The sequence below is a fragment of the Spongiactinospora rosea genome (genome assembly GCF_003315795.1).
In the GTDB taxonomy this organism is placed as follows: Bacteria; Actinomycetota; Actinomycetes; order Streptosporangiales; family Streptosporangiaceae; genus Spongiactinospora; species Spongiactinospora rosea.
Genome location: NZ_QMEY01000032.1, coordinates 64,027 through 89,819, shown reverse-complemented (window position 1 = coordinate 89,819; position 25,793 = coordinate 64,027). Strand labels below are relative to the sequence as shown.

The following is a 25,793-nucleotide window of genomic DNA, read 5'->3' as shown; positions in this document are numbered from 1 at the left end:
TCGGAGTATCAATTCTGCCCCTCCAGGCCCACCAGGCCACCTGGTTATCACACCTGCCCGCGCTCCTCCTCCGGCAGGGGCTCCGGCGAGCGATGCGCCGTGGACATCGGCCCCACGCCGTCCGTGGCCGCCTGCTCCACGCCCCGCCGTACCTGGAACCGCGCGTCGCTCAGCAACGTCGCCGCCCCGAACCCCGCCGCGCGCACGAACTCCGCCTCCTCGAAGTCGGTGCGGCCGGTGAACACCGCGCCGCCGAACTCCGCGCTCTGCGCGAACCCGGCCTTGCCGAACCGGGCCGACCCCGAGAACATCGCCCCCTGGAAGTCCGCCCGGCCCGCGAACTTCGCCTCGCCGAACGCGGCCCGCCCGCCGAACTCCGCCTCGGCGAACCCCGCGCCCCCGGCGAACCCGGCCCCGCCGAACCCCGCGTCGCCGCTGAACCGCGCCTTGCCGAACCAGGCGTTGTCCAGGAACTCGGCCCCGCCGAACTCGGCGTCGTCGTGGAACGCCACGTCGCCGAACCCGGCCCGGCCGCCGAACTCCGCCCCGCCGAACCTCGCCGGGCCCGTGAACTCCGCCGCGCCGAACTCCGCCTCCTGCTCGAACCGGGCCCCGCGGAACACCGCGTCGCCCCAGAACAGCGCGTCACTGAACCTGGCCGACGTCGCGCGGCAGTCCTGGAAGTCGAAGTCGATGAGGGTGGCCCCGGTGAGGTCAAGGCGGATGCCGGGCCAGAAGCGGTCGGCCGGCGTGGCCGCGCGGGCCCGGCGGCCTCGCGGCGGCAGTACGTGGGGGCGCAGGTGGTCGGCGAGGATGCGCTGGGCGGTGAGCCGGACCTGCCGTTCCTCGTGCGGGTCGCGGCCCTGTGTGGGAGCCGGGCGGCGGGCCAGGCGGGCGTGGTAGGCGCGCTGCGCGGCGCGGATCCTGCGCAGCCGTTCCTCCTCCCGGGGCGGGTGGTAGGGCATCCGGAGGTAGGCGCTGATCACGTCCGCGATCGTCTGCCGCAGGGCGGGGTTGTTCTGGGCCAGCCGTTCCAGCGCGTACAGGCCGGCCAGCCGTACCGGGGCCTGGGCGTGGCCGAGCTGCTCGGCCGCCTTGCCGTACCGGTCGGTGTCGTGGCCGCGCTCGCCGAGCTGGAACGTACGGCGGGCGGTGTCGGCGTTGCGGGCGGTGTAGTAGACGGCGACCAGCGCCGCCGTACCGGTGGCCACGGTCAGCGCCCGGCCGCGCGTCGCGTCGATCGCCGCCGCCAGGTCCTTGCCGGCCAGCCCTCCGACGCCGTCGATGTGCTCCAGCACCCACAGCGCGCCGGGACCGAGCACCCACACCAGCCCGGTGAGGAACACGAGCCCGGCCACCGTCAGGGCCAGTTTCGCGGGATCACGCATGAGTCGCACAGGTTCACGGTGCACGAGGACCGGCGGCCCGGGTGATGGATTTGCCGATCATGGTGGCAATTCACCATCGGGGCGCCCGGCGCACCGCCGGTTATCGACCGGCGGAGGTCACACGTAACGTTCCAGAATGGAGGACTCCGCCAGGCGGGACAGCCCCTCACGGACGTTGCGCGCCCTGGCCTCGCCGACGCCGCCGACCGACTGGAGGTCGTCGATGCTGGCCGCGAGCAGCTTCTGGAGCCCGCCGAAGTGGTTGACCAGCCGATCGACGACCGTGCCGGGCAGCCGCGGCACCTTGGCCAGCAGCCGGAAGCCGCGCGGGCTGACCGGGGTGTCCAGCGCCTCGGCGCCGGTGTGGCCGAGCACCTGGGCCACCTTGGACAGGTCGAGCAGGTCGCCCTGGGAGAGCTGGTCGAGGTCGTGCAGCGCGTCGGCGACCTTGCGCGGCCGCCGCCCGCCGTCCGGGAGATAGTCGCGGACGATGAGGTCGCGGTCGGGCTCGACCCCGGCGACCAGCTCGTCGAGCTGGAGGGTGAGCAGCCGCCCGTCGGTGCCCAGCTCCACCACGTAGTCCTCGATCTCGCGGGCGATCCTGCGGACCATCTCCAGCCGCTGCGCGACCACCGCGACGTCGCGGACCGTCACCAGGTCTTCGATCTCCAGCGCCGAAAGCGTGCCGGACACCTCGTCGAGGCGGAGCTTGTAGCGCTCAAGGGTGGCCAGGGCCTGGTTGGCCTTGGACAGGATGACCGCGGACTCCTCCAGCACGTAGCGGATGCCGTCGAGGTAGAGGGCGATGATCCGCATGGACTTGCTGATCGAGATGACCGGGCGGCCGGTCTGCTTGGCCACCCGCTGCGCGGTGCGGTGCCGGGTGCCGGCCTCGTCGGTCGGGATGGACGGGTCGGGCACCAGGTGCACCGCGGCACGCACGATCTTGTAGTCGTCGCGCAGCACGATCGCGCCGTCCATCTTGGCCAGCTCGCGCAGCCGGGTGGCGGAGAAGTCGACGTCCAGCTCGAAGCCGCCGCTGCACAACTGCTCCACGGTGTTGTCGTAGCCGAGCACCACGAGGCCCCCGGTGTGCCCGCGCAGGACCCGCTCCAGGCCGTCGCGCAGCGCGGTGCCGGGTGCGACCTCGGCAAGGGTGGCTCTTCGCCGCTCGTCGATCCCCTTGTCGTTCGTTGCCACATGACCCCCGCTGGTCCCGCCCTACGCATGACCCCCGCCGCGCTTTACCACACTCCAGCTTACCGGCGTGCCAGGAGATCGGTCTGGTCTCGTCGCACGGCCGGTGGAACGTCAGGTGACATGCCGGAGCGCGTCCCACACGTGCTCCGCCTCCGTGACGTCGAAACCGGACGCCAGGCTGGCCGTACGGTCGCCCACCGGCACCAGCGACGCCGGGCCGCCCTCCGTGACGTCGAGCGACCCCGCGGGCACCAGCGCCCGGGAGAACCCCAGCCGGGCCGCCTCCGACAGCCTCCTGCGCACGTCGCGGACCGGGCGCAGCTCGCCCGCCAGCCCGACCTCGCCGAGCACCACCATGCCGGCCGGCAGCGGCTTGTCACCGGCCGCGCTGGCGACCGCGAGCAGCACCGCCAGATCGACCGCCGGGTCGCCCAGCCGGATGCCGCCGACCGTGGCGGTGAAGACGTCGCAGCCGCTCAGCCGGGCGTTGAGCCGTCGCTCCAGGACGGCCAGCACCATGGTCACCCGGAACGGGTCGAGCCCGGAGGAGCTGCGCCGGGGCTGCTGCGCCTCGGTGCGCGCCACCAGCGCCTGGACCTCGGCGGGCAGCGGGCGGGTGCCCTCCACCGTGACCGTGACGCAGGTGCCCGGCACCGGCTCGCCGCGCCGCGACACGAACAGCCCGGTCGGGTCGGTCAGCCCGTCGATACCGCGCTCGTGCAGGTCGAAGCAGCCGACCTCGTCGACCGGGCCGAAGCGGTTCTTGATCGCGCGGACCAGGCGCAACCGGGAGTGGCGGTCGCCCTCGAAGTGCAGCACCACGTCGACCAGGTGCTCAAGGACGCGCGGACCGGCGATTGAACCGTCCTTGGTGACGTGCCCCACGAGCACGGTGGACATGCCGCGCTCCTTGGCCAGCCGCACGAGGTTGCCTGCCACCTCCCGGACCTGGGTGACCCCGCCGGGCACGCCGGTGGCCTGGGCCGAGCCGATGGTCTGCACCGAGTCGACGATCAGCACGTCGGGGCGGACCTGCTCGACGTGGGCGACCAGCGCCGACAGGTCGGTCTCGGCGGCGAGGTAGAGGCGGTCCTGCAGCGCACCGATGCGGTCGGCGCGCAGCCGGACCTGGGCGGCGGACTCCTCGCCCGTGACGTACAGGACGGTCTCGGCGCGGGCGATCCGCGCCGCCGCCTCAAGCAGCAGGGTGGACTTGCCGATGCCCGGCTCGCCGGCCAGCAGCACCACCGCGCCGGGCACCAGGCCGCCGCCGAGCACCCGGTCCAGCTCGCCGACCCCGGTGGTGCGGGCCGCCGCGATCTCGGCCTTGACCTGCCCGATCGGCACGGCGGGCGCGGTGACCGCCCCGGCGGCCGCCACATGGACCCCGCCCTTGGCGCCCTCCTCCTCGACCGTGCCCCACGCCTGGCACTCCCCGCAGCGCCCGACCCACTTGGTGGCACGCCACCCGCACTCCGCGCAGCGGTAGCCGGGCTTTTGCGCAGTCTTGGCCATGCACCGCAGGCTAGCGGGCCGCGCCGACAATCTGGGCCGACAAAGTTAGTAGGACTTCCAGCGCAGCACATTCGGGTAGGCGATCTCCAGGCCGGGGGTCTCGGCGATGGCCTGGTCGGCGACCTCCGGCGTGAACTCGATCCGCAGCACCGCCTCCAGGTCGGACCGGCGGTCGAAGACCATCCGCAGGTCCAGTGGGCGGCGCTGCCAACCCTGGCGGGTCCAGAAGTCCTCCACGGCGCGGGGGGAGTAGGTCGGCACGGTACGGCTGAACCACCGGCCGAAGGCCCCGCGCGTGGCGTCCAGGTCGATCACGAACGCGGCGCCGCCGCGTCGTACGACCCGGGACAGCTCGGCCAGGCCGGGCTCGCAGCCGGGGCCGAAGAAGTACGCCCAGCGGGCCACGGCCACGTCCACGGACGCGTCGGGCAGCGGCAACGCCTGGGCCGACCCGGCGCGGACGCTGACGTTGGGCAGGGACGCGCAGCGCCGTACGGCGAGCGCCGCGAGGTCGCCGTGCGGCTCGACCCCCACCACCTCGCGCGCCACGGCGGCGAACGACGGCAGGTGAAACCCGGTGCCGCAGCCGATGTCGAGCACGACCGCGCCGGTCAGCGGCCGGATCTCGGCCAGCGCGGCGTCGGCCCGGCGTTCCGGATCGACCGCGCGGTTCTCCAACTCGTAGGTCCGGGGGTTGTTCCAGATGTTAGGGCTGGGAATGGCCCCTTTCGCGATCCGACCCATGGTGTGGAACCCTACGCGCATCCCGCGCGAGTGACGTGCCCCACGGATGCTATGACGCCACTCTTTGGCGCACCGGCTTAGTCTGGCTTATGTGCGGTGTCAACCGAATGCGGTGTCTACCGAATGAGGTCGCGAAGTGAGTGACGTGCTCCGGGTGCCCAGTGCCAAGATCGCGCTGTCCACCGCGTCGGTCTACCCCGAGCGCACGCCCGACGCGTTCGAGCTGGCGGCCAGGCTGGGGTACGACGGCGTTGAGATCATGGTGGGCGCCGACCCGGTGAGCCAGGACGTCGATGTCCTGGAACGTCTGGTCGATCACTACCAGCTCCCGATCCTGGCCATCCACGCGCCCTGTCTCCTGGTGACCCAGCGGGTGTGGGGCCGCGACCCATGGGCCAAACTGGTGCGGGCACAGAAGGCGGCCGAGCGGCTGGGCGCGAGGACCGTCGTGGTCCATCCGCCGTTCCGGTGGCAGCGCGACTACGCCCGCGACTTCGAGACCGGCCTGGCCCGGATGCGTGAGGAGACCGACGTGACCTTCGCGGTGGAGAACATGTTCCCGCTGCGGGCGCGCGGCAACGAGGTCGTGCCCTACGCCCCGAGCTGGAACCCGGTCGACCACGACTTCCCGCAGGTGACGCTCGACCTGTCGCACACGGCGGTGTCCGGGACCGACGCTCTGGAGATGGCCGCCAAGCTCGGCGACCGGCTGGCCCACCTGCACCTGGCCGACGGCCTCGGCACGGCCAACAAGGACGAGCACCTGGTGCCCGGCCGGGGCGGCCAGCCCTGCGCGCCCATCCTGGAGCGGCTGGCCACGACCGGCTACGACGGGCTGGTGGTGCTGGAGATCAACACCCGCAAGGCGGCGAGCCGCACCGAGCGGGTGGACGACCTCGCCGAGGGGCTGGCCTTCGCCCGCCTGCACCTCGCGGCGTCCACGGCCGGCGCATGAGCGAGTCCGCCGCCGGGCCGGTGGGCACGGCACAGGAGCACGAGAACGGCGCGGCCACGCGCCGGCGTCCCGGCAGGCGTCCGGGCACCGCCGACACGCGGGGCCAGATCCTCGCCGCGGCCAGCAAGATCTTCGCCGAGAAGGGGTTCGACAAGGCCACGATCCGCGGCATCGCGCGGGAGGCCGAGGTGGACCCGGCGCTGGTCCACCACTACTTCGAGAGCAAGGAAGGCGTCTTCGTCGCGGCGATGCGGCTGCCCGCCGACCCCGGCCAGGTGGTGACCCGCGTGCTTGAGGGGCCGCGCGACCGGGTCGGGTACCGGCTGGTCAAGGAGATCCTGACGGTCACCGCCGAGCCCGCCGCCCGCGAGCCGATCCTGGCGCTGATGCGCACCGCGATGACCAACGAGCAGGCCCTGACGATGATCAGGGAGTTCATCACGCGGGCCATCCTCGGGCGGGTGATGGCGGTCGCCGGGGTGCCGCCGATGCGGATGGAGGCGGCGTTCTCGCAGATCTTCGGCATGCTGATGATGCGCTACATCGTGCGGCTGGAACCGCTCGCCTCGGCCGACATCGACGAGGTCGCGGAGCTGGTCGGGCCGTCCATCCAGAGGTACATGACGGGCGACTGACCAGGCGGGGTGCCCCCCCGCGCGCACAATACACCGAGCATTGTTCTAGCCTGGTGCCCTGTCGCCGTTGTGGGCGTGCGGCGGTCTACGCTGACAGCCAAGGTAGTTGTGGGAGGTCCAGGTGCTCCTGGTAGCGATCATCGGACTCGTGATGACCGCCGTGGCGGTGGCGCTGGCGGCCCGTCGCGCACTGTGGCTGTATCGGCTCGCCATGGCCGGGCAACCGGCCCCCGAGCGGGTCGCGTACGCCAAGGACAATGCGGGCGCAGAGCTGAAGGCCCAGCTCGTGGAGGTCTTCGGGCAGCGCAAGCTGCTCAAGTGGACGGCGTCCGGCACCGCGCACTTCTTCGTGATGTGGGCGTTCTTCATCCTGCTCACCGTCTACATCGAGGCGTACGGCGCGCTGATCCAGGGGGGCATCACCGGCACCCCCGACTTCCACATCCCGCTGATCGGCACCTGGGCGGTCCTCGGCTTCCTCCAGGACTTCATCGCCGCCGCCGCGCTGCTCGGCCTGGTCGCGTTCGCCGTCATCCGCGCGAAGAACTCCCCGAAGACCCTCGGCCGCGACTCCCGCTTCTCCGGCTCCCACCTCGGCGGCGCGTGGCTCGTCCTGATCATGATCTTCAACGTGATCTGGACGATGTTCCTGTACCGAGGCGCGGCCATCAACACCGGCGCCTTCCCCTACGAGGGCGGCGCGTTCGTCTCCGAGGCCACCGCGGCCCTGCTGCGCCCGCTCGGCGCCGGCGCCAACCAGGCACTTGAGCACGTCGGCCTGCTCCTGCACATCGGCGTCATGCTGATCTTCCTGGTCATCGTGCTCAACTCCAAGCACCTGCACATCTTCACCGCCCCCCTTAACGTGCTGTTCTCCCGCCGCCCCGACGGCAACGGCGCGGCCCAGCCGATGCGCAGCGCCGGCAAGCTCCTCGACTTCGAGGAGGCCGACCCCGACACCGACGTGTTCGGCCGCGGCAAGATCGAGGACACCACCTGGAAGGGCTTCCTCGACTTCTACACCTGCACCGAGTGCGGCCGGTGCCAGTCCCAGTGCCCCGCCTGGAACACCGACAAGCCGCTCTCCCCGAAGATGCTGATCCTCGACCAGCGCGACCACGCCTTCAAGATCGCCCCCTACCTGATGGCGAGCGAGTCCGAACGCGAGAACCTGCCCGAGGACGTCCTGGCCCTGGCGGGCAAGCCGCTGGTGGGCGAGGACGGCGTGATCCACCCCGACGTACTGTGGTCGTGCACCAACTGCGGGGCCTGCGTGGAGCAGTGCCCGGTGGACATCGAGCACATCGACCACATCCTGGACATGCGGCGCTACCAGGTCATGATCGAGTCCAGCTTCCCCTCCGAGGCCGGGGTGATGCTGAAGAACCTGGAGAACAAGGGCAACCCGTGGGGCATGTCCGAGATGAAGCGCGCCGAGTGGATCGAGGAGCTGGACTTCGAGGTCCCGATGGTCGAGGACAAGATGCCCGAGGACGCCGAGTACCTGTTCTGGGTCGGCTGCGCGGGCGCGCTTGAGGACCGCGCCAAGAAGACCACCAAGGCGGTCGCGGAGCTGCTGCACATCGCGGGCGTCAAGTTCGCGGTGCTGGGGCCGATGGAGGCGTGCACGGGCGACCCGGCGCGGCGGCTGGGCATGGAGTTCGTGTTCTCGATGCTCGCCCAGCAGAACATCGAGACCCTGAACGACGCGGGCGTCAAGAAGATCGTCGCCACCTGCCCGCACTGCTTCAACACCCTCGCCAACGAGTACCCGCAGCTCGGCGGCCAGTACGAGGTCGTGCACCACACGCAGCTGCTGGCCCACCTGGTGGAGGAGGGCAAACTCACCCCGATCACCCCGATCGACGAGAAGATCACCTACCACGACCCCTGCTTCCTGGGGCGGCACAACAAGGTCTACGCGCAGCCGCGCGACATCATGGCCAAGGTGCCGGGGGTGCGTACGCAGGAGATGCACCGGTGCAAGGACCGGGGGTTCTGCTGTGGGGCGGGCGGTGCTCGGATGTGGATGGAGGAGCGGATCGGCAAGCGCATCAACACCGAACGGGTGGACGAGGCGCTGACCACGGATCCGGACCGGGTCTCGACGGCCTGCCCGTTCTGCCTGGTGATGCTGGGGGACGCGATCAGCGAGAAGAAGAACGCGGGCGAGGCCAAGGAGTCCCTGGAGGTCGTGGACGTCGCCCAACTCCTGATCCGCTCCATCAAGGGCGAACCAGCCCCCACCCCCTGATCATGCTTTCGGGCGCGCGCTACACGCACGCGCCCGAAAGACCCCTCGCTAACGCTCGGCCCGAAGGCCGAAGGGCTCGGCCCTCGCTCCGCTCGGCGGCTTTCCTGATGTCGGGCTTCGCCCGGCGTGCGGGCTTGTGGTGTGCCGTGTGTCCTGGTCCAGGTTCCTGTACGGCGGGGCCTCCTACTCCCGCCCCGCCGTGCTCTGTTGCGCTCTGTGCCCGGCCTTTCGCATGCGCTGTGGCCCCTCGCCGTTCCAGCACCACCTACAACGGAGACAGCGATACCCCGCCTTCGGCGGGCAAGCGCGCTCCGCGCGCCCGAAGAGCTTGGCCCTCGCTGGCGCTCGGACGTCTTCCTGGTGTCGGGCTTCGCCCGACGGGGGGCTCCTCACGTGCCGTGTGTCTAGCTAGCGGACCCGTCCCGGAGCGGTCATGTTGAGATGGCACTCAACAACCCGGATCAAGCCGCCGAACTGCTCCTCTGGATGGCGGAAGGCTCATGAACGGACTCACCGTTTTGGTAGGGGTGGGATTCATGGTGCTGCTGCTGGTGGCGGCGGTGGTTTCACTCCGGCTCTTGGGCTGGTTCCTGACTCGGGGCGGCGTCAGGACCGCGGAGGAGATCGAACGGGAGCACCGGAAAATGCTACGGGTGGACGAAGAACGCCACCCGGACCAGGACGATCCCGACAACTACTGGAAGCGGGGCGACTGACCCGGCCACCAGGATGGCCCTTCCTGAGCCGCCACATGCAGGTACTGCCGCACCTGGCCCGCGCCCCTGGACCCGGCATGGGTGACCACACCGATTCGGCACCCATGTGCTCCCGCCGACCGATGCAGAACGGCGGCCAGAACGACCAGGCCCCACGCGCAGGCCCGCCCGCCCTACACGTCAACCCGGTGATCGTTTCCGGTCACAGCGCCAGGGGATGACGCTGTTGACCTCAAGTCAACTTAAGGTCCTATCGTCCAAAGTATGAGCACAACGAGCATCGCCGACCAGACAAGCCAGGCCGACATCGAAGCGATCAAGCAGGTGGTGGCCAAGGTCGAGCACGTCCAGAACAACGAGCTCCCTGACGAATTCGTCGCCCTGTTCCGGGCCGACGCGATCTGGACGACAGGCCACGGCAAGCGTCTCTTCGGCCGTGATGCGATCTCGGCCTTCACCCACCAGGTCCTTCCCGGAGGAATGCAGGGCGCGACGGTCACGTTCGAGGTCGAACATGTGCTGTTCATCCGTCCCGACGTCGCAGCCGTGAAGGTGCGCCAGGTCTACCGGAACCTCGATGGGACGAAGGACGTGGGCACGCCGATGTTCGTCATGGCCAAGGAGGACGGGCAGTGGTACCTGACCGCCTGCCAGAACACCATCGTGGTCGACACCGACTGATCGCGTTCGATGCGACACGCACACAGCGACAGAACGCACACACGACCCCGCCCGGCACAGCCGGCGGGGTCCTTTCATGGCCCTCGGACGCCGGGCTCCGCCCGACGCGGACGCTTCTCGTGTGCCGTGCGTCCTGGCCCAGGTTCTTGTACGGCGGAGCCTCCTACCACCGCCCCACCGTGCCCGGCCACGCCCTGTGCCCGGCCTTTCGCGTGTGCCGTGGCCGCTCGCCGTACCTCGCACCGGCTAAAGCGCCCTCCCAATGGCAACGCCCCTACCGTAGGTGAGCACGTCCTCCTCAAGCGCGCTTCGCGCGCCCAAAAGCTCGGCCCTCGCTGCGCTCGGACGCTTTTCCTGGTGTCGGGCTTAGCCCGACGCGGGGCTTCTCACGTGCCGCACATTCTCGCCTGGGTTCCTTTACGGGAAGCCTCCACGATCGAAGGCCCGTCGCCCTGCGGGTGCCTGTGGCCGGGATTCGTGTGTGCCGTGGCCGCTCGCCGTACGACGGGCAGGCCATTGTGTCGCTTGGCGGGTTTTCGCCGTTACTTGCTCCGCGGCTCTGGAAGCCCTCTACGTGACTACGGTCCGTTATAGATTCAAGCGGAAGGTGACGATGCCGCTGGCCCGGGGAGACTGGCGATGTGACCTCGTTGCAGGCGAGCAGTGGAGGTCTCCCCATGGGAGCCCGAGGGGGCTCCCACACTGTGCAAGAAGGCTCGTATTGGAGAAGATGCGTGAACTCGAAGAGGAAGATCCCACCATTCCCTGAACTGATCGCGGGCGCGATACGCAGCGCAATTCACCTGGAGATGCGTGACGCCTACTCCCCGGACAACCCCAACTTCCGCAGGTGGCTGGAGACAGGGAGCCTCGATCACATCGACTTCACCAAATGGCGTGACACCATCGGCGACGCCATAGCGCGCGGTGTCGAGTTTCGCAGGGCGCGGATCGTTTCGGAGCCGCTCGCCGACTACATCAGATATGAACACGCCCTAACACAGGAGTACAACGTCGCGGCCGGTGAGCGAGTGAGGTGGCTCCCTCGGCGTCAGGCGTCCGATCTGGCGCTGCCGGGCAATGACTTCTGGGTGTTCGACGACCGGCTCATCAGGTTTCACCACTTCGCCGGTGACGGCTCGATCCTGGACGACGAGCTGTGTGACGAACCCTCGGTGATCAAGCTCTGCATCTCCGCCTTCGATGCAGTCTGGGAGCGGGCCATCGACCATGCGGACTATGGCCCCGCTTGATCGTAACCGGCCCGGAGCGCTCCTCGCTCGCCAAGGGGCCCATTCCTCGAAGTCCTGTATTGCTCGCAGCCATCGCCAACTATGCCCCATTGACTTGGACGACGCACTGTGGGCTAGAGAAGAGATCAAGGAGCGGTGTACCTGGGCCGAACCCGCTCCCACCACCTCACCGCGGCTGCCACCGCTGCCGCTTGACCTACAGCTCTTTCTCCAGACTGCCAAGGAAAGGTCCGTGCTGCTCACTCCTGCTGAATCCATTGGCCCCCTTTTATGATCGCGCCAGCGGGGCGAGGCCCCCACCTTTGGTAGGGAAGGGGGCCTGTCGGGATGCCGGCTAGGGGGTTTGGCCGTTTTTGATGCCGGTGAGGAAGGTCCGCCACTCGTCGGGGGTGAATCGGAGCGTGGGGCCGGTGGGATTCTTGCTGTCCCTTACTCCGACGACTCCGGAGATATTACCGGCAATCTCGACGCAGTTGCCGCCACCATCCGCAGAGTAGCTGCTCTTCTTCCAAGTGGCCGAGGAAAGGTCGGCGCTGCTCAAATCTGCTGCATCCATTGGTCCCGCGCTTTCGTGATCAAGTCTACGGTCTCATCGGGACGGAGTACCTCGGTCCGTATCCTGTCATATCGACGCCAGATCAGGCGCACCAGCTCTGGCTCTGTGGATACCTCGCCATGTCCGGCCGATTCTATGGATACGGCGGTGGGCTGGCTACTGGATTCCGCGATGATGAACCCACCGGCCAGACCGGCATAGGTGTGTGCGCTCAAGGGCACGACCTGCACCCTCACCCATGGCTTGGCCATCACCTCCAGCAGGTGATCAAGCTGATCGACCATGAGCTGTGGCGTGCCGACCTGGCGGTACAATACCCCTCGTCCAGGAACACCCAGAGTTCTGGCGGCTTCGCGCGCTCTAGGGCGCCCCTACGACCCATTCGGGCACGGACTCGGTCTTCGATTTCGTGCGCGGCTGACTCGCCGCCCGCGATGAGGGCGCGGGCGTATGCCTCCGTCTGTAGGAGGCCCGGAATGACCAGAGGGTCCCAGGTCCGCAGGACCTCGGCTTCGGGCTCGATCTCGTCCTTCCACTTCGCGTACCACAGCGGACCTGTCGGGGCCTCGTTGGTGAGGCGCCAGAGTCGAACAAAATACCCATCGAGCCCAAAGACCTCATCACACCTCTCGGCGAACACTTTTTGCGGGTTTCGGGTACCTCGTTCGATATGACCGATCAGCGAATGCCCATACCCTAGATGGGCCGCGAGGCTCCGCTGGGTCCAGCCCTTTTCTTCGCGACGGCGGCGCAGCTCGGCGCCGAAGCGGGACTTCGGGGAGTGCGTTTCCTTGGCCATGGGGGCTCCATTTCCCTGGCGACCGACAGGCTGGTGACGACATCAGACTTCTGGTGACACGACGAGTGGCCAACAATCACCAAATTGTCGCGCGGCTCCACCGGACAGGAACGTCCGACGTCGGGCACATTAGCACCACCCGATGGACGTTATAAATGACGGATACAATCATGACGCCAGCAGGCCACTCGCCGACAGATATACGACAACCGATAAATAGGACAATTCTTGACTGGGAGCCGAGAGCTGGAGGCTGTGCAATGGCTTTGATGGTTCAGGTCGCCAGGCTCGGTACCGGAACGTGGCTGCGTATATGGGACGACTGCGACGAAACCAGCAACGGCATTCATATGTCCCGCAGGGCGTTCAGCAGATGGCTCACAGCGGTGAAAGGCGGCACGGCCACGCCGGAGCGGTACGAAGATCTGCTGAGGCTGAACATCGGTGACCTGATAGCGGGCCCACGTTCCTACATCGTCACCACAGGAGATTCCTGGAGCCGCTTCGTGCTGGAGGCGAGGCGGGGCGCGTACGACGAATTCCGAGCGCAGATGTGACCGGCCGCCATGGCATCCGGTGACGGGGAGACCGCGGGGGTAAGGGGGCGGTTGGAGGGTGTCCCTCATTTTCCTGAAGCGGACCGAACGGACGTAGTGGACACTAACCAGCTGGGCAGCTTATAGCCATGTACATTTAGCTGGTGCATCCTCAGGAGAAGCGATGACACATCACGGTGGGCGCGCTCGCTACGATCTTCGATTCGCATCTCGCCCGCGCGCCCTGATAATCCAGCCGACCACTTTGTGCAATCTGGACTGCGGGTACTGCTACCTGCCTCATCGTCGTCTCAGAAACGAGATGCCGGTGGAGGTGTCCAGAGCTATCGCCATATCAGTGGAAATGATGGCTGAAATGGAACATCCCCTGGAGATCGTTTGGCATGGAGGAGAGCCGCTTGTGCTCGGGGTCCGGAAGTTCACCGCCTTGCTGGAGCCCTTCGAGGAGCTGCGCCGCGCCGGATTCGTCAGCCACTGTGTCCAGACCAACGCCACTTTGATCAACGCCCAATGGTGCGACCTCATCGTTGCCTACGGCATTCATGTAGGCGTCAGCATCGACGGCCCCGCAGAGCTGAATTCTGACCGCGCGGACATCGCGCAGCGGCCGGCCTTCGACCGAATCACCCAAGGCATCGCCCTCCTGCGGGAACGTCGCATCCCCTTCTCGGCGATCTCGGTGGTGGGCCCGCAGGCGCCTGCTCCGCGAGGGCTGTGAGGCTCACTGGGACCAGCACCTCCTCGATCCGATCCCCACTGTGGCCTGGAATGGGGACGTGGTGCTGCTCAGCCCGGAACTGGCCGGTATCACCGCCCCGGCCTACGATGACTTCCTGGCGGGCAACGTGCTGCGGCAGTCCATCCCCGTGATCTTGGCACATGCCCATCGCCTTCGTTATGTTCAGGAGTTCCTGGACGGCCTGGATGGCTGCGAAACCACGTGCGACCTCTTCTCCTGGTGTCGCGGCGCCCAGGCGGGCAACCGGTACTTCGAGCACGGACGCTTCGACCGGACTGAGACCAACTACTGCCGCGTCTCCCGGCAAGCCCTGGTAACGGCACTGGCCGACATGGCCACACGAGAGGAAAACGGGTGACGATTCTAGAGCGACTTGCCGCTTCGCGGGCGCCGGTCATGATGGAGTTGACCTCCAGCGGCCCTCCTCCAATCGATGGATTCGACAATCAGCCTAGTTGGGACAACTGGAAGAAGAGCCCCGGACCCTTTGATAACCGTCCGAGCTGGGACAACTGGAATAAAAAGTAGGTTTTAGTGACTGGTGCCGTTGCGGGGCGCTGTGGCACCGACGGCTGGAGCCGTAATGGAGACTGAGCGATGGAATGCAGCACGATTCGTGGTGTGCAGGTTCTGCTTCCCGCCGTGGAGGAGGAATTTCTCACAGCCACGAACTCGCTGGATGTAGGCAACGAGGGAAAGCTGGCCGAATTCGTCTATGCCGGGTCGGACCTGCGCCAGCTTTCGCTGAACGATATAGCCCTTTCGACCGGGCGCGTCGCCGACCTCCGGGTACAGCGTGTGGTTTTCCATGGCCTGCGGGTGTCCTCGGTGGAGTTCGTGGACTGCGAGCTGTCCGAGCTGCGCTGGAGTGATAGCAAGCTCTCTCGCGTGAAGTTCACCAACTGCAAGCTTCTCGGGGCCGCGTTCGACGACGTCACTCTCGACGACGTGATGTTCGAGCGGTGTCGGCTGGACTATGCCGGCTTCGCCAGTAGCCCGGCCGTCAACCGCTATCGTGGTGCAGGGGGGCTGATCTTCACGGGGTGCTCGCTACAGGAGGCGGCCTTCACTGGAGTAGACCTCAGCAGGGCCCTGTTCGACGAGTGTGAACTGCGGCGAACCGAATTCGTCGGCGGCCATCTCCGTGGGTGCGATCTACGAGGCCAGGACCTGTCCGCCATCCGCGGCGTCGGCTCCCTCAAGGGGGTGACGATCGAGCGGTCGCAGGTCCATCAACTCGGTGAGGCGCTGGCCGCAGAGCTGGACGTCACCTACGGCGAGGATGCCTAGCGGTTCGATCGAACGGGGGAACAACGTGGGCATCCGCTTGATCTTCGATTCCTTCGCCGACTTGATCGGACGATGCGAGATCGCCACGGTCCGCCAGGCCGGCGCAAAGGAGGATTACGACGAAGGTGCGGTAGTCCCGGTGGACGACTGGCAGCCTTTGACCAGGGAGGAGGCCGATCGGTTTCAAGCGTCGGACGCGACGGAGACCGGCCGCCTTGTCGAACTGGTGCGATGCGAGTTGCCGTTGTTCGGCGCTGGCGAGCACAGCCGGCGGGACGCGGCGGCCGAGCTCGATCCGCTCGACGGCCGCTGGCCGACCGAACTCCTCGGGTGTGTGGTGAACCGTGGAGGTCTCACGACCACCACCAGGGACCACTCGATCGACCAGCGCATCGGGCTGCACGTGGACAACTTCGATCGGCGACCGCAGGCCGCCCGGCACCGTTCCCGCCGCCGGCTGGGCCTCAACCTTGGTCCAGGGCCAAGGTATCTACTCCTCGGCGATCGGGACATTCAGGAGATATGTCAGGAGCTGTATGGGGTGGCCGCAGTTGAGAACTGGCCGCACACCGATGACGTACGCCGCTATGTCGCGGAGGGACGGCCACTGCGCTGCCTGCGCATCCGGCTTGAGCAGGGAGACGGATATCTCGCACCGACCGAGTTGCTGCCCCATGACGGATCCACCTTGGGTACGGACGTGCCCTCTACAGCGGCCTTCTGGCTGGGGCTCGAACAGCCGGAACCTCCTCGCCCGTAATCCCGCACCGGGGTCGTCTGGAATCCGGTTCACCGGCAATGATGGCCGGTGAATCCTGATGGCCGGTATCGGCGACGGTGAGAAGGTCCTGGAGATCGGCATTGGGAGGCGACGAGGTGGCGGCATGTGCCGGGCCGTACACCCCAGTTCCTGTGGTTGTGGCAGGTACGTGACACCGGTTCCCAGGCGATCACCCGGCAGGCGGGGAACGGGTGGACGGTACGTCGGCACGGTCCGTTGCGGCTGCGGGAAGCCGTCGAAGACGCTGCGGGGGTGTGGTCGTGCGCGGACCCGGATGGGCGCGAGTCGGTGGCTACCGGCCTGATGGGGCGGGCTCGCTGCCGATATAGGGGTACTGATGACCGGGAACAAGGGGGTGGGGCGGCGATCGGGCCCGATCGCCGCCCCTGTTATCGCCGGTGGGTCAGACGATTCTGATGGCGGTTATGTTGACGCCGCCCGGGTGGTTCGGGAAGTGGAACGTCGTCCACTTGTTGATCGGCTGGGCGGGCTGCCACCTTCCGTCCCCGAACCACTGGACGCGGTTGTTGCCCGTGTGAATCTTGTCCAGCCACGCGCCGCCGCGGATGCCGGCCTCACCGCGATTGGCGTAGCACCAGTCCTCGGCGCCGCCGCCGGAGAAGTGGAGCTCGACCCACGTGAAGTCGCTGCGGCCGCAGTCGACCCTGTTGATCGCGAACGCGGCCGGCGCGGTGACGGTGAGCGAGGCGGTCATGGCGACGGATGCCAGTGTCGCCAGAATCGCGTTCTTGGCCATTCGTTTCACGGAAATTCACCTTTCCGAGGGATGGGGTTCATGAATTGCAGAAATTCGCTGCCCTGACGAGCTCGGCAGGATTCTCAGGGAGCTTGTGCTGTCGTTTTAAGTGATTTTCCAGACGCATTTATCCTCATCGTATGAATGGCCATCTGACAGCCCAATAGGTATCCACTTTCTGGTCATTCGTGGGTGGTGGTGGAGCCGGCTCGCCCGAGCCGTTGGCCGGGTCGCCGTGGCGGGCCGCCGGGGCCGGGGTGGCGTCGTTCGGCCGAGTCCTTGCGCCGGGCGGTGGCGGGCGCCGGCGGGTGGCGGCGGTCGGCGTGGGAAGGGGCCGTCCGATGTCCCTTACCGGCCAGGCTTCGGGCGAGGGTGGGTAAGTCTGGACAAAGCGGCTTCTCCACATTACGGAAGAATCACGGTAACCTCACAGACGCGTGGCTCAATTCGAGGGGGAGGGCTGGCGGGTGCGCGTCGTGGTCACCGATGCCGAGGTCACCTTGGCCGATGTGCTCTCGCTGCGGCTCGCCGTGGATCGCCCGCTCGGGCAGGAGGCGGAGCTGGTGCTGCGCCGCCGGGGCAGTGGTGAGGAGCGGCGGGTGCCGCTCGGAGCGTGGAGCCCGGAGGTGCGGGACGCGGCGCTGGCCGTGTCGCTGGCCGCGTTGCGGCTCGAACCCGGCAGGTGGGACGCCTATCTCGGGCGGGGCGCGCAGCGGGTACGGCTGAAGAGCACCGATCCCGGCTTCTCGCTCGATCACCTCGACGCCTACGCGCTCGCCAGGCGGACCATCGCCTACCGGGCCTACCGCACCCTCAACGGCAATCTGGCGCTGAAGATATCCGAGGCGCGGCCGGTGGCGGAGGTGCGGGCGGTGTGGTTCCGGGAGGGCCGGTTCGAGGTGACCGGGCTGCTCGCGTACACCGGCCTTTCCGACGACGACTCGCGCCACGAGGCCCGTCTCGCGCTGCACCAGGACACACCTGCCACCGTGCTCACCGCCGCCGCGACGGTCCAGGGCGTACGGTTCCACGCGGCCCTGTCGCTGTGCGACGTCGTCGAGGCGACCAACGCCGCCACCGGCGAGTGGCAGCCCTCCTTAGAGGTGGAGGGCGTGCCCGGCCCGCTGCGCCTGGCGGCGATGCTCGACGACGTGGACGGCAAACGCCGCCGCCTGCACTACCCGGCCGCGACCGTGGACGGTGTGCCCGTCCGGCCGGCCTTCACCGCCGACGACGAGCTGCGCCTGGAGGTCGGCGTTTGAGGATCTGCGTGGTGCTGCCGTCGGTGTACGGGATGCGCGGTGACGTGCGGTCCGTCGTCAATCTCGCGGCCGAGCTGGCCGAGCGCCACGAGGTGGAGATCCTCAGCGTCAAACGGCACCGGGACAAGCCGTTCTTCCCGGTCGATTCGCGGGTGGAGCTGCGCTGGCTGGTCGATGTGCGGCCGGGCGTACGCCACCTGCTCCCGCGCGGTGAGATGCGCGCCGAGGTCGCGCTGTGGCGCAGGCTGCGCGTGCTGCGCGCGGACGTACTGATCACCACCAGGCCCGCGCTCGCCGTGCAGGCCGCCAGGCACGCGCCGCGCGAGGTGCTGAAGCTGGCCAGGGAGTGGGGCAGGCCGCCGAGCCCGGCTCCGGTCAAACGGTTCTACCCGCGGCTGGACGGCGTGGTGACGGCCACCGAGACCGCCGCCGAGGAGTGGACCCGGCTGCTGGACAATGCCCCTGGAACCGCTATACGGCTGGTGCCCGACGCGCTGCCCGCGGCCCCATGGCCGCGTTCGCGGATGGACAACCGGATCGTGGCCGCCGGCGGGCGCTGGGTGCCGGTCAAGGGCTATGACCGGCTGCTGCGCGCGTTCGCCACCGTGGCCGACAAGCGCCCGGACTGGCGATTGCGCCTGTACGGCGGCGGGCCGGAGGAGAAGCGGCTGCGAGCCCTGGTCGCCACCCTGGGCCTGCACAACCACGTCTACTTCATGGGGACCACGCCGGACCTCACCGGGGAGTTCGCCAAGGCGTCCATCGTGGCGGTCACCTCGCAGGCCGAGGCGCTGGGCATGACGGTGATGGAGGCGCTGGGCTGCGGGGTGCCGGTGGTGGGGTTCGATAGCCCGCGCGGGCCGGGGCAGTTCGTCACGCCGGGCCGCAACGGGCTGCTGGTGCCGGAGGGCGAGGGCGACGTGGAGGCGTACGCGGCGGCCCTGCTCTCCCTCATCGACGACGAGCGGCGGCGCCGGGCCCTCGGCGCGGGCGCGCTGGCGAGCGCCGCCGGGTACGCCGCTCCCGCTGTGGCGGAACAGTGGGAGGAGCTGTTCACTACCCTGCGGTGATACCGCTAACCGGTAGCTTGGGTACATGCATGGGTACAGCGGGGACAAGCAGGCGTATCTCACCCGGCTGCGGCGTATCGAGGGGCAGATCCGGGGCCTGCAGCGGATGGTCGAGGAAGACTCTTACTGCATCGACGTGCTCACCCAGGTCTCCGCGGCCACCCGGGCCCTCCAGGCGGTCGCCCTGGGCCTGCTGGAAGACCACATCGGCCACTGCGTGGCGGACGCGATCAGCTCCGGCGGCCCGGAGGCGTCGGAGAAGGTCAAGGAGGCCTCCGCGGCGATAGCCCGCCTGGTCAAGTCGTGAGCCCAGCCCTCCAAGTCGTGAGCCCAGCCCTCCAAGTCGTGAGCCCAGACCCCCAAGCCATGAGCCTGGACCCCAAGTGATGAGCCTGGACACCACATCGTGAGCCCAGATCATGAAAAGAGCTCAGAAACGGGACTAGTCCGGCCCCCGGCACGAGGCTAGTCCGTACACCGGCCCGAAAAATACGTAGTCCCGGCCCTGGACAAGGCCGGGACTAGGCAGTTGTGATGGTCTCAGTGACTCGTCAGTGGCTCGCCGGAGTCCGCAATCCGAGCGCGTTGTCGAGCTCTTCCAAGGTCAGCCGTCGCTCCGTGATGGCGACGGCGGTGAGCACCTCGGCGTAGAGCGCGATTTCGTCCAACGCGACACGGTCGTGGACCCGCAGGTCCATGTCGTCGTGCCCCACCGCGTCGTCCTTCCTTCCGCAGCCCACACCCATCACGAGGTTACGACTGGGGGCCTTTCGGCGACATGGCCCATCGGGACCATTCCTTCCGGCTGGTCCCGATCCAGGTATGGATCTTTTCCGGTTCGGAGATCACAATTCGATGAATCTTCAGACCGGAGGGTATTGGGAGGGTATAGGGAAGGTAAGGCGGAAATTACCCACCTATTGGTTTAAGCCGGATTCATTGGCGAAGATCAAGTGATGCGTGAGTCGCCGGGCCGTCGCCGCCGCCGTCGCGAACCCGCTCGCGGGGGCCTCCACCCCGGCCAGGGAGCACCAGGCGAGGCCCGTGGCGTAGGCGGTGCCGAGCAGGGCCGCCGCGCTGCCGATGTCCGGCGGGCGCAGTGAGGGCGGCAGCTCGCCGTCGTCCGGCCACTGGCCGCGCAGCGTGTGCCGGGGGTCGGCGAGCACGGTGTGGACGACGTGCCGCATCTCCGGGTCCAGCCACGGATAGACCTTGGCGGCCGACTGGGGGGACAGCGCGGCGAGGTCGGCGGCCAGCAGTGCCGCCGCGGTGACCCGCGGGTCGTGCCGCCGCTTGGCGATGTAGCCGAGGGACTGCACCAGGTCGTACATCGAGTGCCTGAAGTATTCGCCGGGCGAGGTCTCGCAGACCACCGCGCGGGTCAGCAGCGGGGGGCAGCGGTCCAGCCACGCCTGTCGTACGGCCTCGTCGCCCTGGTGGGCGGCGGCGTGGTCGAGGTCGCGGCGGCGCAGCGCGGGCTGGAGCATGGCGAGCAGCGCCGCGGCGCGCGGCCGGAAGCGGTCGTCGGCGAGCACGGCGTCGGCGGTGTTGGCCATCACCGCCGCGAGCCGCAGCCCGGCCTTGGGCTCCCCGGCTCTGATCCGCTCGGCGTACAGGCCGGCCAGGTCGAGCAGGGAGACCCGGCTCACCCACCGGACGAACTCGTCGCCCGGCAGCGCCCGCCCCAGGAACTCGCCGAACATCGACAGCAGCACCTCGTTGCCGTCGAACGCCGGGGCGTAGGCCGTCCACATCAGCGTGCCCCACACCGCGGCGACGGTGCTGGCGACGTCACCGGCGAAGAGCCTGCTGAGCGGTTCGGTGGTGAGCGGGAAGTCCTCGTGCCTGGCCCTGCGGGACAGGACCAGCACACGGACCTTCTCCACGATGTCGGTGGGCACGTCGGGGCCGATGAAGCCCTGAGTCGAACCCTCCTCGTAGGAGAAGTCGGGTCCGCGCGGCACGAGGTCCGCGGCCAGCGGAGAGGTGTGCCGCACGACGTGGGCGGAGGAGCGCAGCGTCTGGTCCAGCGGGGGCGCGGACAGGTGCCAGCGCCCATCGACCGGATCTTGGCGGTACCAGCGCGCGTGCGTGCCGAACAGCCATCTCCCGCCGTCCGCGGTGACCAGCATGCGCGCGGCGACGGCCTGCGCCTTGGCCTGCGCCGGCAACCCCGGCCAGCGCGGATCGTCGACCATGGCGCGTACGTCGCCCTCGATGGTCGAGAATCCATCCCACTGTCGCACGGCGGCCATGTTAGACGTCTCGCGGGGCGTCGATCATACGCGCCGCGCTGCGCGGTGCAGGTCGGCCTTGGCCATGTACCCCTCGGGCGTCTTGGCGAACGAGGCCCGGTCGGCGTCGGTCAGCTCACGGATCACCTTGGCCGGTGTACCGGCCACCAGCACACCGGCCGGTACGGTACGCCCTGGCGGCACCACCGCCCCGGCCGCGACCAGCGTGCCCGCGCCCACCCGGGCCCCGCCGAGCACGATCGCGCCGATCCCGATGAGCGCGCCCGTCTCGACGTACGCCCCGTGGACCATGGCCCGGTGCCCGAGGCTCACCCGCGGCTCCAGGATCGCCGGCTCCCCAGGGTCGGAGTGCAGGCAGCAAAGGTCCTGGATGTTGCACTCCTCCGCCACCTCGATCCGCTCATCGTCACCGCGGAGCACGGAGCCGTACCAGACGTTGGCCGCGCGGCCGAGCCGCACCCTGCCGACCACGACGGCTCCGGGAGCGACATACGCTTCTGGGTGGATGTCAGGAGTCGCGTCGGGAGGGAGGGCCGCGATGAAGGGGAGATCATTCGTCGCGTCGAAGGGGAGAGCCCCGATGAAGGGGGTAGTCCTGATGGAGGGGAGATCATTCATGGATTCATGGTAGTAAGTCGATATTTCCGCAGCAGGTGGAGCGTTCGGGTTGCGGACTCGGCCCGCAGGCAGGAAAGTCGTTTCCTGACGCCCTGGCCGTCCAGCCCGCCGTACCATCGGCCTGAGCCGTCGTCCTTCCTCATCTCGTAGACCCCCAGGGCAATGCCATGACAAACCAGCACGAAAGCATTCCAGACCTGATGCAGGACGACTCCTTCGAGGTCGTCATGCGCGGCTACAGCCGCCGTCAGGTCCACGACTATATGGTCCGCACGCGGAACCAGATCCGCGATCTGGAGGAGCGGCTGGCGCGGGCGATCGAGCAGGCGGAGCAGGGCCGCATCGAGCTGGCGGAGGCCCGCAGGCGGATGGTCGAGGGGCCGCAGAGCTACGAAGACCTCAGCCCCCGGCTCGCGCAGATCCTCAAGCTGGGCGAGGAGGAGGCCGCGGCCAAGAAGCAGGACGCCGAGGCCGAGGCGGGAAGGGTGCGCGAGGAGGCCGCCACCGAGTCCGAGCGGCTGATGACCACCGCTCGGGAGCAGTCCGAGAGCATCCTGTCGGCGGCCCAGGCCGAGGCGGAGCGCCGGGTCACCGAGGCCACCGCCGCCTCCGAGCAGATGCTGGCCCAGTCCCAGGCGCAGGCCGAGGAGGCCGTGTCCACCGCCAGGGCGGAGGCCGACCAGACCGTGCGCGCGGCGCAGGCCGAGTCCGAGCGGCTGCTCACCGAGGCCAGGCAGGAGTCGGAGCAGACCATCGGCGGCGCTCGCGCCGAGGCCGAGGCCACGCTCGCCGCCGCCAGGGCGGAGTCGGAGGCCACCCTTGAGGCCGCCCGCGCCGACGCCCAGGCCGCGCTGGCCGCGGCCCAGCACCGCGCCGCGACGCTCGACGAGCAGACCGGGCGCAGGGTCGCCTACCTGACCGACACCCACGGCGAGGTGGTGCGCAGGCTCACCGAGATCGGCGCGGTGCTCGGCGACCTGTTGCACCAGGAGAACGCGGCCGGGGCGCTGGTGAACGAGGCTCAAGTACTCCCGCCTTCGGCGGTGCAGCAGTTCCCCACGCCTGAGATCGCGCCGGAGGCCGTCCCCGAGATCACCCCCGAGGTCACCCCCGACATGACCCAGGACGTCCGCAAGCTCACCGAGCCCCAGGACGCGCTGGAGCCCGCCCCCGACTTCGACGCCGAGGTCGTCCGCGTGGTCGTGGACGACGCCGAGGACGAGGCCCCCCGCCCGGGGGCCGAGGTGGAGCGGGACGACGACGCGGAGACCGGCCGCCCCGGAGCGCCGGAGCCCGGTGCGCACGATGTCGTCGAGGCCGACGGGATACCTGACGACGCGTACGCCCGTTCCCGGCACGACCGCGGCTGACCGGCGGCCGTCGTCCCGCTCAGGGTGCGCGGGCGATGGTGCAGTGGGTGGTGTGGGCTCGCCGCGCACTTTCGTGGTGCTGGTACTGCGTGGTCCGGGCCGCGGCTTCGTCGGCGCGGCCGGACCGAAGCGGAAACCCCCGCCCCCGATCGGGTCAGAGGCTTCCGCGCCTGTGGTGCCCGGCGCCGGAGCCGCGTGACGCAGACTCCGGCACCGGGCGGCTCGGACCCGTGGAGCGCCCCCCCTCGATCGGGTGCGTTCCACGGGGCTGGCTAGGGGTCCGGCCCCAGCGACTCGGCGCGCTCCCGCTGGTCGATGAGCTGTTCGCGCAGGTCGTCCGGGGTGTCGGCGTCAATGGTCATGGCGAGGCCGGCCTCGCGCTCCGGCAGGGAGAGCGGGTGGTGGCGGGTGGCCCACCACCGGCCCGCGTCGCTGCGCCAGATGGTCCAGTCGGGGTACTCCCGGGCGATTTCTGTGAGATGCCGGTCCAAGGACATCTGTCCACCCTTTCCCCAGGGCCCGGTTTGCGACCTTGCACTTACGAAGGTGCGCCACATCTCTAGAGAAATCAATGATCGTAGGGGTCAGGTCAACGTAGCCGCTTGACGTTTTGCCTTGACTTAGGCGTCGAAGTCGTACTGAAGTACATAAGACGCGGCGTCTAACGTCATGAGGTTGACCTCCACCGCGGTCCCTCCCGCCGTGTAGGCCGTGCGGCAGACGACGACCACGGGCGTGCCCGCGGGCAGTTGCAGCGCGGTCACCTCCTCCGGCTGCGGCATCCGCGCCTGGACCTCCTCGGTGAAGTGCGCGGGGGCCTGGCCGAGGTCGCCGAGCCTGGCGTAGACGCCGCCGGGGCCGGTGTCGGGGAGCGTGATGGGTGTGCCCTCCACCAGGTCGGCGGGGAAATAGGAGGTCGCGAGCTGTACCGGCCGCTCGTCCACCGAGTAGCGCCGCCTGCGCACCCAGACCTCCGAGGCGGCCAGGATCGCCGCCACGTCGTCGGGCGCGGGCTCCCTGGCCACGCGCAGCCCGTCGACCGTGTACGGCCGCCCGCGCGTGTCGGAGTCCCAGATCGCCCGCCCCTGGCCCCACTGGTCGCGCGCCAGACGCCGGGAGCCGTGCCGCCTGATCGGCTTGAACCTGCGCACATAGACTCCGGACCCTCGCTTGGGCACGGCCAGACCCTCGTTGATGAGCACGGAGAGCGCCTGCCTGGCGGTCGCACGGGCGATGCCGTACTCGGCCATCAGCGCGTTCTCGCCCGGCAACCGGTCGCCGTCCCGCAGTTCACCGGACAAGATCGCGGCGCGGAGCCCGTCGGCTATGCGCCGATAGATCGGGGGCTCGTTGGACACCGGGGATTCCGACACGTTTGATCACCCTCTGTCACCAACTGCTTTGGCTCTCCAGAGAACTTGCCCCGTCTTGTCCACGATCGCACAGATACGCAGGTTGGTCCCGAGTTGATTTTGAGTGAATCGTGCCTATGTGGTGATCTACGGGGGTTTTCTCGGTCCGTTACCGTGGAACGGTCCTGGCCGGTAATGATCGTGCCCATCACCGACGGATGGCAATCGCGTAAAGAGAGACCCCACGGGTGCGCGACCTGACCTGCGTGAATGGAGTGTCAGGTAACGGGAAGGTGGCGGGAAAGGAAGGTCGTTGCGGCCTCCCAGGCGCGCGGCGCGTACTCCGGATCGTGGAAGCGCGGGGCCAGATGGTTGTGGAAGGCGTGTCCGGCCTTCTCGTAGACGCGTACCTCGACACCGGGCCGCCCGGCCGCCGCCTCCTCGACCTTGGCCACCTTGTCCCTGGGGATGTACGGGTCCGAGCCGCCGAACACGCACAGCAGCGGCGCCCGCACCGAGTCCATCAGATCCGTGGCGTCGGGGATGGCCGACCCGTAGAACGCCACCACGGCGTCGGGCAGGCCCCGCGCGCCGAGCATGTAGCCGATCGACCCGCCCAGGCAGATCCCGAACGTCCCGGCCCGCCCGGCGACCTCCGGCAGGCCGCGCAGGTGGCCGAGGGCGGCGGCGCTGTCCTCCACGCCGCGCTCGAAGTCGAAGCGCGAGGCCAGGTCGAGGGAGGCCGCCAGGCCCGCGTCGTCGTGGGCGCCCTCCCAGTGCTCGTGCAGCCGCCAGAACAGCTCGGGCGCGCCCACGACGTAGCCCAGCGCGGCGAGGTCTTCGCCGACCTTCCTGATGTAGGGCCCGACGCCCCAGACCTCCTGGATCAGCAGAATCCCCGGCCCGCGTCCGGACGCCGGCAGCCACACCGGCATGTCGAAGGCCCCGTCCGATACCGTCACCCGTTCTGTACGTGTCGTCACGATCACCCAGGATGTCACGCGACACATAGATCGCCAACAGCGCGCGCGCTGGCGTCCGGGGCC

General features: G+C 68.8%; 28 protein-coding genes and 1 pseudogene. 16 read left to right on the top strand and 13 right to left on the bottom strand.

Annotated elements, in window-relative coordinates:
• Positions 1–47: 47 nt before the first annotated feature.
• From DP939_RS40390 to DP939_RS40375, 4 genes are all read right to left on the bottom strand, one after another.
• Positions 48–1,388, bottom strand: a complete 1,341-nt coding sequence (locus DP939_RS40390; protein WP_113986125.1) for a pentapeptide repeat-containing protein — start codon at positions 1,386–1,388, stop codon at positions 48–50.
• A gap of 117 nt (positions 1,389–1,505) precedes the next feature.
• The gene (gene disA, locus DP939_RS40385) at positions 1,506–2,588 is read right to left on the bottom strand and encodes a DNA integrity scanning diadenylate cyclase DisA (RefSeq protein WP_113986124.1); all 1,083 of its coding nucleotides are present in this window, start codon (positions 2,586–2,588) and stop codon (positions 1,506–1,508) included.
• Positions 2,589–2,699: 111 nt separating this feature from the next.
• Positions 2,700–4,103, bottom strand: a complete 1,404-nt coding sequence (gene radA, locus DP939_RS40380) for a DNA repair protein RadA (protein WP_113986123.1) — start codon at positions 4,101–4,103, stop codon at positions 2,700–2,702.
• Positions 4,104–4,148: 45 nt separating this feature from the next.
• Positions 4,149–4,847, bottom strand: coding sequence for a class I SAM-dependent methyltransferase (locus DP939_RS40375; protein WP_113986145.1), 699 nt, complete (start codon positions 4,845–4,847; stop codon positions 4,149–4,151).
• 136 nt (positions 4,848–4,983) lie between these two features.
• Between DP939_RS40375 and DP939_RS40370 the strand changes: the two genes are divergently transcribed.
• From DP939_RS40370 to DP939_RS40345, 6 genes are all read left to right on the top strand, one after another.
• The gene (locus DP939_RS40370) at positions 4,984–5,802 is read left to right on the top strand and encodes a sugar phosphate isomerase/epimerase family protein (protein WP_113986122.1); all 819 of its coding nucleotides are present in this window, start codon (positions 4,984–4,986) and stop codon (positions 5,800–5,802) included.
• The gene (locus DP939_RS40365; RefSeq protein ID WP_113986121.1) at positions 5,799–6,437 is read left to right on the top strand and encodes a TetR/AcrR family transcriptional regulator; all 639 of its coding nucleotides are present in this window, start codon (positions 5,799–5,801) and stop codon (positions 6,435–6,437) included. The genes DP939_RS40370 and DP939_RS40365 overlap by 4 nt, the downstream gene beginning before the upstream one ends.
• A gap of 121 nt (positions 6,438–6,558) precedes the next feature.
• Complete coding sequence (locus DP939_RS40360; protein WP_225878794.1) at positions 6,559–8,691, top strand: (Fe-S)-binding protein; 2,133 nt, start codon at positions 6,559–6,561, stop codon at positions 8,689–8,691.
• A 536-nt stretch (positions 8,692–9,227) separates the two neighbouring features.
• Complete coding sequence (locus DP939_RS40355) at positions 9,228–9,407, top strand: hypothetical protein (RefSeq protein WP_113986120.1); 180 nt, start codon at positions 9,228–9,230, stop codon at positions 9,405–9,407.
• 264 nt (positions 9,408–9,671) lie between these two features.
• Positions 9,672–10,088: an SgcJ/EcaC family oxidoreductase gene (locus DP939_RS40350; protein ID WP_113986119.1), complete on the top strand. Its 417-nt coding sequence runs from the start codon at positions 9,672–9,674 to the stop codon at positions 10,086–10,088.
• A gap of 734 nt (positions 10,089–10,822) precedes the next feature.
• Positions 10,823–11,341 (top strand): DUF6879 family protein, encoded by a 519-nt coding sequence (locus DP939_RS40345; protein ID WP_199565731.1) that lies wholly within the window; start codon positions 10,823–10,825, stop codon positions 11,339–11,341.
• Between the two features lie 334 nt (positions 11,342–11,675).
• On the opposite strand, the gene DP939_RS40340 is transcribed toward DP939_RS40345, so the two are convergent.
• The gene (locus DP939_RS40340; RefSeq protein ID WP_404828625.1) at positions 11,676–11,882 is read right to left on the bottom strand and encodes a DUF397 domain-containing protein; all 207 of its coding nucleotides are present in this window, start codon (positions 11,880–11,882) and stop codon (positions 11,676–11,678) included.
• Positions 11,879–12,696: pseudogene (locus tag DP939_RS40335) on the bottom strand (helix-turn-helix domain-containing protein). The gene DP939_RS40340 and the pseudogene DP939_RS40335 overlap by 4 nt, the downstream one beginning before the upstream one ends.
• 269 nt (positions 12,697–12,965) lie before the next feature.
• Here DP939_RS40335 and DP939_RS40330 point away from each other — a divergent pair.
• The 6 genes from DP939_RS40330 (at position 12,966) to DP939_RS40315 (ending at position 16,042) form a co-directional block, all read left to right on the top strand.
• Positions 12,966–13,253 carry a hypothetical protein gene (locus DP939_RS40330; RefSeq protein WP_147268330.1) on the top strand — a complete coding sequence of 96 codons (288 nt, stop codon included), beginning with the start codon at positions 12,966–12,968 and terminating at the stop codon, positions 13,251–13,253.
• 163 nt (positions 13,254–13,416) lie between these two features.
• Positions 13,417–13,971: a radical SAM protein gene (locus DP939_RS48305; protein WP_225878793.1), complete on the top strand. Its 555-nt coding sequence runs from the start codon at positions 13,417–13,419 to the stop codon at positions 13,969–13,971.
• A 58-nt stretch (positions 13,972–14,029) separates the two neighbouring features.
• Entirely contained in the window at positions 14,030–14,350 is a 321-nt protein-coding gene (locus tag DP939_RS48300; protein WP_225878791.1) for a hypothetical protein, read from the top strand.
• Positions 14,347–14,520, top strand: a complete 174-nt coding sequence (gene amcA / locus DP939_RS49170; RefSeq protein WP_318656344.1) for a multiple cyclophane-containing RiPP AmcA — start codon at positions 14,347–14,349, stop codon at positions 14,518–14,520. Before DP939_RS48300 ends, amcA begins: the two co-directional genes overlap by 4 nt.
• Positions 14,521–14,589: 69 nt before the next feature.
• A complete protein-coding gene (locus tag DP939_RS40320; protein WP_113986115.1) occupies positions 14,590–15,282 on the top strand; it encodes a pentapeptide repeat-containing protein in 693 nt (230 codons plus the stop codon).
• A gap of 25 nt (positions 15,283–15,307) precedes the next feature.
• Complete coding sequence (locus DP939_RS40315) at positions 15,308–16,042, top strand: hypothetical protein (RefSeq protein ID WP_113986114.1); 735 nt, start codon at positions 15,308–15,310, stop codon at positions 16,040–16,042.
• A 424-nt stretch (positions 16,043–16,466) separates the two neighbouring features.
• Here the strand turns inward: DP939_RS40315 and DP939_RS40310 are convergent, their stop codons facing one another.
• Positions 16,467–16,820, bottom strand: a complete 354-nt coding sequence (locus DP939_RS40310; protein ID WP_199565730.1) for a beta/gamma crystallin domain-containing protein — start codon at positions 16,818–16,820, stop codon at positions 16,467–16,469.
• A gap of 437 nt (positions 16,821–17,257) precedes the next feature.
• Between DP939_RS40310 and DP939_RS40305 the strand changes: the two genes are divergently transcribed.
• From DP939_RS40305 to DP939_RS40295, 3 genes are read left to right on the top strand one after another with little or no spacing between them, the layout of a single operon-like run.
• Positions 17,258–18,082: a hypothetical protein gene (locus DP939_RS40305; protein WP_225878790.1), complete on the top strand. Its 825-nt coding sequence runs from the start codon at positions 17,258–17,260 to the stop codon at positions 18,080–18,082.
• An 8-nt stretch (positions 18,083–18,090) separates the two neighbouring features.
• The gene (locus DP939_RS40300) at positions 18,091–19,152 is read left to right on the top strand and encodes a glycosyltransferase (RefSeq protein ID WP_225878789.1); all 1,062 of its coding nucleotides are present in this window, start codon (positions 18,091–18,093) and stop codon (positions 19,150–19,152) included.
• 25 nt (positions 19,153–19,177) lie between these two features.
• Positions 19,178–19,459: a metal-sensitive transcriptional regulator gene (locus tag DP939_RS40295; protein WP_113986111.1), complete on the top strand. Its 282-nt coding sequence runs from the start codon at positions 19,178–19,180 to the stop codon at positions 19,457–19,459.
• A gap of 244 nt (positions 19,460–19,703) precedes the next feature.
• Here DP939_RS40295 and DP939_RS40290 read toward each other — a convergent pair whose 3' ends face one another.
• The 3 genes from DP939_RS40290 to DP939_RS40280 all read right to left on the bottom strand — a co-directional run bounded on the left by DP939_RS40290 (position 19,704) and on the right by DP939_RS40280 (position 22,025).
• Positions 19,704–19,892, bottom strand: coding sequence for a hypothetical protein (locus DP939_RS40290; protein ID WP_147268329.1), 189 nt, complete (start codon positions 19,890–19,892; stop codon positions 19,704–19,706).
• Between the two features lie 177 nt (positions 19,893–20,069).
• Positions 20,070–21,407 carry a hypothetical protein gene (locus DP939_RS40285; RefSeq protein WP_113986109.1) on the bottom strand — a complete coding sequence of 446 codons (1,338 nt, stop codon included), beginning with the start codon at positions 21,405–21,407 and terminating at the stop codon, positions 20,070–20,072.
• 24 nt (positions 21,408–21,431) lie between these two features.
• Positions 21,432–22,025 carry a gamma carbonic anhydrase family protein gene (locus DP939_RS40280; RefSeq protein ID WP_113986108.1) on the bottom strand — a complete coding sequence of 198 codons (594 nt, stop codon included), beginning with the start codon at positions 22,023–22,025 and terminating at the stop codon, positions 21,432–21,434.
• A gap of 167 nt (positions 22,026–22,192) precedes the next feature.
• On the opposite strand from DP939_RS40280, the gene DP939_RS40275 reads away from it, so the two are divergent.
• The gene (locus DP939_RS40275) at positions 22,193–23,395 is read left to right on the top strand and encodes a coiled-coil domain-containing protein (RefSeq protein ID WP_147268327.1); all 1,203 of its coding nucleotides are present in this window, start codon (positions 22,193–22,195) and stop codon (positions 23,393–23,395) included.
• A gap of 272 nt (positions 23,396–23,667) precedes the next feature.
• On the opposite strand, the gene DP939_RS40270 is transcribed toward DP939_RS40275, so the two are convergent.
• The 3 genes from DP939_RS40270 to DP939_RS40260 form a co-directional block, all read right to left on the bottom strand.
• The gene (locus tag DP939_RS40270) at positions 23,668–23,892 is read right to left on the bottom strand and encodes a hypothetical protein (protein ID WP_113986106.1); all 225 of its coding nucleotides are present in this window, start codon (positions 23,890–23,892) and stop codon (positions 23,668–23,670) included.
• Positions 23,893–24,015: 123 nt separating this feature from the next.
• Positions 24,016–24,768, bottom strand: coding sequence for a GntR family transcriptional regulator (locus DP939_RS40265; RefSeq protein ID WP_113986105.1), 753 nt, complete (start codon positions 24,766–24,768; stop codon positions 24,016–24,018).
• Positions 24,769–25,025: 257 nt separating this feature from the next.
• Positions 25,026–25,730, bottom strand: a complete 705-nt coding sequence (locus tag DP939_RS40260) for a dienelactone hydrolase family protein (protein WP_113986141.1) — start codon at positions 25,728–25,730, stop codon at positions 25,026–25,028.
• Between the last annotated feature and the right edge of the window lie 63 nt (positions 25,731–25,793).